Annotated in this window: 5 protein-coding genes and 1 pseudogene; 1 reads left to right on the top strand and 5 read right to left on the bottom strand. The window is 73.1% G+C overall.

All coding sequences use genetic code 11. From position 1 onward, the window contains the following. Positions 1-335 precede the first annotated feature (335 nt). The 4 genes from ACFVZW_RS24420 to ACFVZW_RS24405 all read right to left on the bottom strand — a co-directional run bounded on the left by ACFVZW_RS24420 (position 336) and on the right by ACFVZW_RS24405 (position 7507). Positions 336-2162: a PQQ-binding-like beta-propeller repeat protein gene (locus ACFVZW_RS24420; RefSeq protein ID WP_384524932.1), complete on the bottom strand. Its 1827-nt coding sequence runs from the start codon at positions 2160-2162 to the stop codon at positions 336-338. Positions 2163-2295: 133 nt separating this feature from the next. Further along, the gene (locus tag ACFVZW_RS24415; protein ID WP_384524929.1) at positions 2296-4104 is read right to left on the bottom strand and encodes an ABC-F family ATP-binding cassette domain-containing protein; all 1809 of its coding nucleotides are present in this window, start codon (positions 4102-4104) and stop codon (positions 2296-2298) included. 115 nt (positions 4105-4219) lie between these two features. After that, on the bottom strand, positions 4220-6019 hold the full coding sequence (locus ACFVZW_RS24410) for a protein kinase (protein ID WP_384524926.1): 1800 nt from the start codon (positions 6017-6019) through the stop codon (positions 4220-4222). Between the two features lie 168 nt (positions 6020-6187). Then, a complete protein-coding gene (locus ACFVZW_RS24405) occupies positions 6188-7507 on the bottom strand; it encodes an acyltransferase (protein ID WP_384524923.1) in 1320 nt (439 codons plus the stop codon). Positions 7508-7797: 290 nt separating this feature from the next. Between ACFVZW_RS24405 and ACFVZW_RS24400 the strand changes: the two genes are divergently transcribed. Further along, the gene (locus ACFVZW_RS24400; RefSeq protein WP_384524920.1) at positions 7798-8799 is read left to right on the top strand and encodes a hypothetical protein; all 1002 of its coding nucleotides are present in this window, start codon (positions 7798-7800) and stop codon (positions 8797-8799) included. Positions 8800-8802: 3 nt separating this feature from the next. Here the strand turns inward: ACFVZW_RS24400 and ACFVZW_RS24395 are convergent. Next, positions 8803-9645: pseudogene (locus ACFVZW_RS24395) on the bottom strand (4-(cytidine 5'-diphospho)-2-C-methyl-D-erythritol kinase); the annotation flags it as partial. Between the last annotated feature and the right edge of the window lie 82 nt (positions 9646-9727).

Genomic DNA, 9727 nt, shown 5'->3' with positions numbered 1-9727 from the left:
GGCTTGCGACCGGCGTTGAGGTCGTCCTCGGCGTTGCGGCCGGGGGGGCGGGGGGGGCGCGGGGGGGGCGGGGGCGCGGGGGGGGGGGGGGCGCCCCCCCGCGCGCGCGGCGCCCCCCCCCCGCGCGCGCCCACTCCGGGGCGGCGGGCGCGCGGACGCGCGCGGGGGGGGGCTGCTGCTGCGTCGGCGGTTGATCCGGTGCCGGCGGCGGGGCCGACGGGGGCGGTCCGTACGGGTCGGGCTGCCCGCCCCCGTACGGGTTGAGCCGTCCGTACGGTCCGTGCGTCGGTGTGGGCGGGCCGGGCTGCTGCGGAGTGGTCATCGGTGTCGGGCCGTCACTTGCTGAAGGCCATCATCGTCTTGACGTCCTTCTCCTTCTCGTCGTTCGACGCGCTCACCCGGCCGCTGGACACCACGAACGTGCCGTTGCCGTAGGCGTAGCCCGCGTCGTAGAAGGTGTTCTCGATCTGGGCCGTCGACGCCGGGTGCTGGAGCAGCATCTTCGGGGCGCCGCCGGTCGGGGCGAGGGTGGCGACACCGCCGCCGGTGTCGTACGAGGCGTCCACGTAGAGCAGGACGTCCGCACCCTCCATGCGCAGCGGGGTCATGGTCCGCTCGGCCGGGGCCGAGGCGCGCCACTTGGACTTGCCGGTGTTGAGATCGAAGGCGACGACCGCGTTGGCCGTGCCGTAGGCGGCCTCGGTGGCCATGTAGAACGTGTTGGCGTCGGCGGCCACGCCCATGCAGCCCTGGAGGTTGCGGCCGAAGACGACGAACCCGCCGCCGCACTTGGGCGCGTACTTGTCCTTGCCGCCCTCGATCTGCGAGCGGAGCTTGCCGTCCGCGGTGACCGCGAAGACGGTCCACTTCTTCTCGTCACGCTGCTGGGCGGAGACGACCAGCGGGTTCACCGAGTAGACCTTGTCGACTTCCCAGTTGGGCTGGAGCTTGAAGGTCCACCGGGGCTTTCCGGTGTTCGGGTCGACCTCGCTGATCTGCTCCTGCTTGTTCTTGTAGTCGCTGGTGGGGCAGCTGGCGGCGGCGATCAGCTTCGAGCCGCCCGCGAACGCGTAGGGCTTGCAGCCGCTGGTCGGCCCGGTGAAGAGGTCGCGGCCGTCGGCGAGGGAGTAGCCGTGCGAGCTGCCGGTGCCGGCCGCGGTGACCGTGTTGCCGCTGATGGCGAGGGTGGTGTCGGAGAGCGAGCTGAAGCCGGTGCCCTTGGGGACGGACTTCTTCCAGCCGACCTTGCCGGTCTTGAGGTCGACCTTCTGCAGCTCGGTGCACTTGGCGCGGTCGCCGGCGCTGTCGTTGACGCCGATGACGAGGCTGCCGTCGGCGGCGGGCTCGGGGGCGGTCGTGCAGAGTTCGAAGGGCAGGTCCAGGTGCCACTTGGCGGAGCCGTCGCTGAGGCTGTAGCCGTCGAGGCTCTTGTACATGCCCTTGACGACGACCTCGCCGACGATCCACGGGCCGAAGACGTCGGCGCCGTTGCGGGGCAGGTCGACGTTGTTCTTCAGCAGCCAGTTGATCTTCGCTTCGCCGGGCTTGCGACCGGCGTTGAGGTCGTCCTCGGCGTTGCGGCCGTCGCCGCTGCCGTCGCCCTGGTCCACGGACTCGGTCGGCTTCGGGGCGCCGCTGGTCGCGGTCGGCTTGGCGACCGGCTCCTTCTCGCCGTCACCGCTGAGGGCGAACCAGGTGCCGCCGCCGATGACGAGGAGTCCGGCCACGGCCGCGGCGATGATGAGACCCGGCTTGCCCTTGAACGGGTTGCCGCCACCGGAGGGGGTGGGAGCGGCGGGGTACTGGGGCTGGCCGGGGTAGCCGCCGTAGGGACCGGGCTGCTGACCGTAGGGGCCGGGCTGCTGGTTGTACGGGCCGGGCTGCTGACCGTACGGACCGGGCTGCTGGTTGTACGGGCCGGGCTGAGGCTGCTGCTGCGGGTAGCCGTAACCGGGCTGGGGCGCCTGCTGCTGCGGGTAGCCGTAACCGGGCTGCTGCGCCTGGTCGTACGGACCGGGCGCGGCGGGCGGCGGCGTCTGCGGGGCCGGTGGTGCCTGCGGCGGGACCGGGGGCAGCGGCGGGACGCCCTGTCCCGTGCCGTGGTCCTGCGGATCCTTCGGTGCGCCGAAGCCCGGCGGCTGGTTGCTGGGCGGCTGGGTCATCAGCGTTCCCCCTTGATGTGAGCGGGTTTTCTTTCTACCACTCCCGGGTTGGCGCAAAAGTGACCGGTCCGTCCCTTGTTCCCAAGGGAGGACCGGCCCGTGATGCCCTCGTTACGCGTCCTGCACGGCTTCTCTACGCGTCCTCTGCCAGTTCCAGCCAGCGCATCTCCAACTCCTCGCGCTCCCCGGCCAGTTCCCGCAGCTCCGCGTCCAGCTTTGCGACCTTCTCGAAGTCTGTGGCGTTTTCGGCGATTTGGGCGTGCAGCTTGGCCTCCTTCTCGGAGACCTTGTCGAGCTGTCGCTCGACCTTCTGCAACTCCTTCTTCGCGGCACGAGCGTCCGCGGCGGAGACACCGGGCTTCTGCTGCGCGGTCTGCGCGGCGGCCGGGGTCGGCACCGACGCCTCGATCATCTTCCGGCGCCGCTCCAGGTACTCGTCGATCCCGCGGGGCAGCATCCGCAGCGTCGCGTCGCCGAGCAGCGCGAAGGTGCGGTCGGTGGTGCGCTCGATGAAGAACCGGTCGTGGGAGATGACGACCATCGAGCCGGGCCAGCCGTCGAGGAGGTCCTCCAGCTGGGTCAGGGTCTCGATGTCCAGGTCGTTGGTGGGCTCGTCGAGGAAGAGGACGTTCGGCTCGTCCATCAGCAGGCGCAGCAGCTGGAGCCGGCGCCGCTCACCACCGGAGAGGTCGCCGACCGGGGTCCACTGCTTCTCCTTGGAGAAGCCGAACTGCTCGCACAGCTGACCGGCGGTCATCTCCCGGCCCTTGCCGAGGTCGACCCGGTCGCGGATCTGCTGGACGGCTTCCAGGACGCGCAGCGTCGCGGGCAGCTCGGTGACGTCCTGGGAGAGGTAGGCGAGCCGTACGGTCTTGCCGACGACGATCTTCCCGTCGGCGGGCTGGATCTCGCCCTGGGTCACGGCCGCGTCGGCGAGCGCCCGCAGCAGGGAGGTCTTGCCGGCGCCGTTGACGCCGACCAGGCCGATGCGGTCGCCGGGGCCGAGCTGCCAGGTGAGGTGCTTGAGCAGCGTCTTGGGGCCGGCGGTGACGGTGACGTTCTCCAGGTCGAAGACCGTCTTGCCGAGCCGGGCGTTGGCGAACTTCATCAGCTCGGAGGTGTCGCGCGGCGGGGGCACGTCGGCGATCAGCTCGTTGGCCGCCTCGATGCGGTAGCGGGGCTTGGAGGTACGGGCGGGGGCGCCGCGCCGCAGCCAGGCGAGCTCCTTGCGCATCAGGTTCTGCCGCTTGACCTCCTCCGTCGCCGCGATGCGCTCGCGCTCGGCGCGGGCGAAGACGTAGTCGGAGTAGCCGCCTTCGTACTCGTGCACGTCACCGCGCTGCACGTCCCACATGCGGGTGCAGACCTGGTCGAGGAACCACCGGTCGTGGGTGACGCAGACGAGCGCGGAGCGGCGCTCCTGGAGGTGCTTGGCGAGCCAGGCGATGCCCTCGACGTCGAGGTGGTTGGTGGGCTCGTCGAGGACGATCAGGTCCTGGTCGTCGATGAGGAGCTTGGCGAGCGCGATCCGGCGGCGCTCGCCACCGGAGAGCGGGCCGATGACGGTGTCGAGGCCCTGCTCGAACCCGGGCAGGTCGAGCCCGCCGAAGAGCCCGGTGAGCACGTCACGGATCTTGGCGCTGCCGGCCCACTCGTGGTCGGCCATGACGCCGATGACCTCGTGGCGGATGGTGGCCTTCGGGTCGAGCGAGTCGTGCTGCGTGAGCACCCCGAGTCGCAGCCCGCCACTGTGCGTGACACGCCCGGTGTCGGCCTCCTCCAGCTTGGCGAGCATCCGGATGAGGGTGGTCTTGCCGTCGCCGTTGCGGCCCACGACGCCGATCCGATCGCCCTCGGAGACGCCGAGCGAGACACCGTCGAGCAGGGCACGTGTGCCGTACACCTTGCTGACAGCCTCGACATTGACCAGGTTGACGGCCACTTTGACTCCTGTACGGGGGGATGGATCGACGTCCAAGGGTAGACGCCGGACCGATGGGACGGCGTGCGGCGTTTTTCCGAGGTCCGGCCCCGCGCCGGGCACGCCCTGGACACCCCTAGCAGCGGGCGAGGGTGCCGCTCCCCCCGGTGGTCTTGTCGGCGAACACCCAGCCCTCGGTCTCCGTGTTCTGGATACGGGCGTAGATCCACTTGTTGCCGTGGGCGTTGGTGACGTAGCAGTGGTAGTAGATCTTCACGCCGTCCTTGACCGCGGTCACCCAGCCGCACTCCGAGTACGGCCCGGTGTAGAGGTGGGAGTTCTGGGCCAGGTATCCGTAGCCGTCACTGCGGTTCGCGTGGGCCCAGCCGGTGCACGCCGTCGTGACCGGAGTGGGCTCCTTCGTCGTGGCGCTGGGCGTGGGCGTCGGCTTCGCTGAGGCGGTCGGGGTCGCGGTCGGCTTGTCGCCGCCGCCCGGCGTCGTCGGCGTGGGCCCTGTGTCCCCGCCCCCGGCCGAGGGGGTGCCGGCGGGCGCCCCGCCGGGGCTCATCGACGTCAGGTCCCCGGGGGAGGTCGGGCCGTCGGCCGAGCCACCGCTACCGGACACGTCGCCGTCGGACGTGGCGCTCGCCGTGGGAGGTGCCGCCTGCGAGCCGCCGGCCGGCTCGCTCTCCGTGTTCATCAGCCCGTAGGCGACGCCGCCACCGACGACGACGGTGGCGACCGCCGCCGCGACGACGGTACGGGTGCGACGGCGGCGCGCACGGACGGTCGCTGTACGGGTCTCGGAGCGCCCCGCACCCCCGGCGGGCGGGCCGGGCGGGAAGCCCGGCTGCGCGGCGCCGGGTACGCCGGGCTGCGGGAACGGCGCGGCGGCGGCACCGAAGGCACCGGGCGGGGTGACGGGACCGGGGGCCGGAGCCGGTACGAAACCGGCCGCCGGAGCCGGTACGGGGCCGGGAGCGGGGGTTGCGGGGCCGGGAGCGGGGGTTGCGGGGCCGGGAGCGGGGGTTGCGGGGCCGGGAGCGTGCGGAGCCTGTACGTACCCCGGCGCGAGGTTCGTCGTCGCGCCCGCGGCGACCGCCTCCAGCATCTCGCGCGCCTGCCCGGCGTCGGGCCGCTGGAGCGGATCCTTGGCCATCAGTGCCCGCAGCACCGGCGTGAGCGGTCCCGCTCGCCGCGGCTCCGGCAGCGGCTCGGTGACGATCGCCGACAACGTGGACCAGGCCGACGTGCGGCGGAAGGGCGACGTGCCTTCCACCGCCGCGTACAGCGTCATGCCGAGCGACCAGATGTCCGAGGCGGGGCCGGGGTCCTGGCCCTGTGCGCGCTCCGGCGGCAGATAGTCGAGCGACCCGACGAGTTGCCCGCTCTGGGTCAACTTGGCCATGGCGTCGTCGCCGGAGGTCTCCATGGTGGCGATGCCGAAGTCGGTGAGCACGACCCGGCCGTTGCGCTCGAGCAGTACGTTGCCGGGCTTGACGTCCCGGTGCAGGACCCCGGCCCGGTGGGCGGCGTCGAGCGCGTCCATCAGTCCGGCGCCGATGGCGGCCGCTTCGCGCGGGTCCAGCGGGCCGCGCTCCGTCAGCACGTCGTCGAGGGAGGGCCCGTCGACGAGCTCCATGACGATGACCGGCAGCCCCCGCTCCTCGACCACGTCGTGCACGGTGACCACCCCGCTGTGCCGGATCCGGGCGGCGGCCTGCGCCTCCCGCTGCATCCGGGTCCGCAGATCGGCCAGTTCGGCCGCGGAGGCGTCGGTGTAGGCCCGCAGCACCTTGACGGCGACCTCACGGTTCAGCAACTGGTCCACCGCGCGGGCGACCACGCCCATGCCACCGCGCCCGATCGTCGCGGTCACGCGGTATCGCCCGCCCAGAACCTCGCCGACCAGGTCCGCGCCGTTCGCCCCCGTCACCCGTCACACCCCGTCCGTCGTCCTGCTCGGATCCACCACTGGAAGAAATCCAGCGTAGGGGTAGGCCTACGTGCGACTGCGCACGGTCCGATCCTCGGCGCGGACCCGAACCCGACTGTGTGCGCATCCCTTCAACGACCGTGTTCCGCCCATGGGTCTGACCCGAGGTCAGGGCGTTCGCGCGTTCCACCCACGGCCCGCCCGTTCGACCAGGAGCCAGCCCGCCAGGGCCATCGCCACCGCCACCGGGGCGGTGACCTCGACCGCGATCAGCGTCGCCGAGTGGCCCTCAAGCAGGCCCCCGAAGCCGACCATGGACAGGCCCAGGACGCCGAAGAGCGCCAGGGTGATGCCGATGGCGGCGAGAGGACCGCCGTCGCCGGTCGCGGGGGCCGCGGGGGCCGGGCGCTCGAAGCGACGGAAGGCGGCGACGAGCAGACCGGTCAGGACCGCCGCGGCGGCGATACGGAGGGGCAGCTGCGCCCACCAGGCGCCGGTCGCGGGCGCGGGCAACGTCACGTCGAACGCCAGGAGCGCGCCGTACACGCCGAGCATCGCCGTCAGGTGCCACAGGAACGCGGTCATGGCGATCCCGTTGGCGGCGACGACCTTGTGCCAGACGCCCGCGCGGGCCGCGTACCGGGCGCCCGGGCCCCGCAGCAGCTCCACCGCGCCGACCAGCCAGAGGCCGTGGGCCAGCAGGGCCAGGGTCGGCGGGGCCATGTTGGAGACCTTCTCGCCGGGCATCCCCACCATGGAGAGCGGGTACGGCCCGAGGGCGACGAGGAGGCCCGCGCCGAGCAGGCCGCCCGCGGCGAGGACGCCGGGGAGACGGATCATGCCGTCGGCCCTGAGGAAGCCGAGCTGGTGGATCGCCAGCCAGACGAAGGCGAAGTTCAGGAACTCGACGAAGGGCACGTCGAGCGCGAACCGCAGGACGTCGACGGCGACCGCCCCACCCGCGAGCGCGGCGAACGCGCCCCATCCCCAGCGCTCATGGAGCTTCAGGAGCGGCGGGGTGAAGGCCACCATGGCGAGGTAGATGCCGATGAACCACAGCGGCTGGGTGACGAGCCGCAGCGCGACCCCGGTCAGCCCCGCGTCCGCGCCGAACAGCTGGATCACCAGGGCGACGGCCCCCCACACCCCGACGAACACCATCGTCGGCCGCAGCAACCGCTGGAGCCGGGCGCGCAGGAACGCGGCGTACCGGGGGCGTGAGCGGTGGGCGAGGGCGTGCGAGAACCCGCCGACGAAGAAGAACACCGGCATGACCTGAAGCGCCCAGGTCGCCACCTGAAGCTCCGGCACGACGGCCAGCAGATTGCCCACCGACCCGTCGGTGGTCACCGCCGCCATCAGCCAGTGGCCGAGGACGACGACCGCGAGCGAGGCGACCCGCAACAGGTCGACGTACCGGTCCCGCGTCGCGGGCGTGGCGGCGGCGAGCTCCCGGGCACCGACTCCGCCGACTGCGCTGTTTCCCATACGGGCACGGTCCCGCGGCCACCTGCCCGCCCGTCAGGGCGCGGATACTCAACCGGCCTCTGAGTACCCCGAGGCCCGCCGCTCCCGCCAGGCGATGCGCCGCCGGACACCCGCGGCCCCGGAGCCCGCACCCGCCCCTGCGCCGGAACCGTGCGCCTGCCAACCGGCCCCATGTCGTCGGCCGCGCGGGCGAACCCCCGGCCCTGGCTGCCGCACCCCTGGGCTGGCGCATCGTCAAGTGCTTCTGGTGCCGCGCACCCCGGCACCTCCCGTCCCCCAAGGAGAGACCCATGTCCCGGCTCCCACGCCTGGCGGTCACCGCCACGGCCGCCCTCGCCCTCGCCCTGCTCGCGTCGGCCCCCACATCGGCCGGAGTGCCGCTTGTGACGAATCCGCGCATCGTGGCCCACTTCGACTTCGCCGCGGGGCAGACCCCGGAGAACATCGCCCTGGAACCCGACGGCTCCGCGAACGTGACCTTCGCCTTCGCCCGGCAGGTCGCCCGGGTCGGCACGGACGGCGACACGCGGATCCTGGCCACCCTGCCCGCCGTCGCGAACCCGAACACCCCCGTCATCGGAGTGGCCGCGGCCATGGGCATCACCCGCGCCCACGACGGCACCCTCTACGTCACGTACGCCACCGGGACGAGCGAGAACGGTGTCTGGCGCATCGCGCCCGGGGGCGGCGCGCCCGTGCAGATCGCGCAGCTTCCGGCCGAAGGGTTCCCCAACGCCCTCGCCCTCGACGAGAAGTGCGGCACCCTCTACGTCGCCGACTCGGTCCTCGGAACCGTGTGGAGCGTCCCGAAGGAGGGTGGCGCGCCCACGGCCTGGGCCACCGGGACCGCGCTCCAGCCCATCGCCCCGCCCGCCGGCCTCGGGGTCGGCGCCAACGGCCTCAAGTTCCACAACGGCGCGGTGTGGGTGTCCAACAGCGACCACCGGACGCTGCTGCGCATCCCCGTACGCCCGGACAAGGGCGCCGGCCCGATCGAGACCCGGGCGACCGGGCTGGGCGGGATCGACGACTTCGGCTTCACCGGGAAGGGGGACACGGTCCTCGCAGCCCTGTTCCTGGACAACGACGTCGCTCTCGTGCGTCCCGACGGCACCCACGAGATCGTGCTCACGGAACAGGCCGGGCTCTCCAACCCGACCTCCGTGGCGGTGCGCGGCAAGACCGTCTACGTCACCAGCGCGTCCTTCTTCGAGCCGGTGAAGGACCCGAACCTGCTCCTGGCCACGCTCAACAAAGGCAAAGGCAAAGGCAAGGGCGAGGCCCAGGGCTAGGGCCTAGGGCTGGGGCAGGACCGTCGCGCCCGGCGCCGCCGAGGTGGCCACGCGGGCCGTGCGGCAGGTGCCGGAGGCGATCAGGGCGGCCGCCACGGCGTCCGCGGCCTCCGCGTCCTTCACCAGGAACGCCGTCGTCGGGCCCGAGCCCGAGACGAGGGACGCCAGGGCGCCCGCGGCCGTGCCGGCCTCCAGGGTGGCGTTCAGGGCGGGCCGCAGGGAGACGGCGGCCGGCTGGAGATCGTTGGTCAGGGCACCGGCCAGGGCGGTCACGTCGCCGGTGCGCAGGGCCTCCAGGAGCGCCGGGGAGGCGGCGGGCTCGGGCACGTCCACGCCCTCGGTGAGCCGGTCGAACTCGCCGAACACCACCGGGGTGGAGAGTCCGCCGTCCGCGACGGCGAAGACCCAGTGGAACGTGCCGCCGACCGGAAGCTCCGTCAGCCGCTCTCCGCGTCCGACACCGAGCGCCGCCCCGCCGACGAGGCTGAACGGAACGTCGCTGCCGAGCTCGGCGCAGATCTCCAGAAGCTCGGCGCGCGAGGAGTCCAGGCCCCACAGCGCGTCGCATGCGAGCAGCGCGCCCGCGCCGTCCGCGCTGCCGCCCGCCATGCCGCCGGCGACCGGGATGTCCTTGTCGATGTGCAGGTGCACGTCCGGGGAGATGCCGTGCCGGGCGGCGAGCAGCTCCGCCGCGCGCGCGGCGAGGTTCGTCCGGTCCAGCGGGACCTTGTCCGCGTCCGGCCCCTCGCAGGTGATCGTCAGCTCGTCGGCGGGCACCGCCGTGACCTCGTCGCAGAGGGAGACGGCGAGGAAGACGTTCGCCAGGTCGTGGAAGCCGTCGGGGGGGGGGGGGGGGCGCGCCCCCCGGGGCGCGGCGCGTGGGGGGAGGCGGACGCTGGGTGTGGGGGGGCGAGGGGGCGCGGGCGCG

It is taken from the genome of Streptomyces sp. NPDC059567 (genome assembly GCF_042735655.1).
Taxonomy (GTDB): domain Bacteria; phylum Actinomycetota; class Actinomycetes; order Streptomycetales; family Streptomycetaceae; genus Streptomyces.
Note: the sequence above shows the minus strand (reverse complement) of the source record. Positions and strands in the feature narration are given on the sequence as shown.

Coding starts and splice junctions, on each gene's coding strand:
- ACFVZW_RS24420 (WP_384524932.1), bottom strand. CDS start 2,162: ATGACCCAGCCGCCCAGCAACCAGCCGCCGGGCTTCGGCGCACCGAAG.
- ACFVZW_RS24405 (WP_384524923.1), bottom strand. CDS start 7,507: ATGGGAAACAGCGCAGTCGGCGGAGTCGGTGCCCGGGAGCTCGCCGCC.
- ACFVZW_RS24400 (WP_384524920.1), top strand. CDS start 7,798: ATGTCCCGGCTCCCACGCCTGGCGGTCACCGCCACGGCCGCCCTCGCC.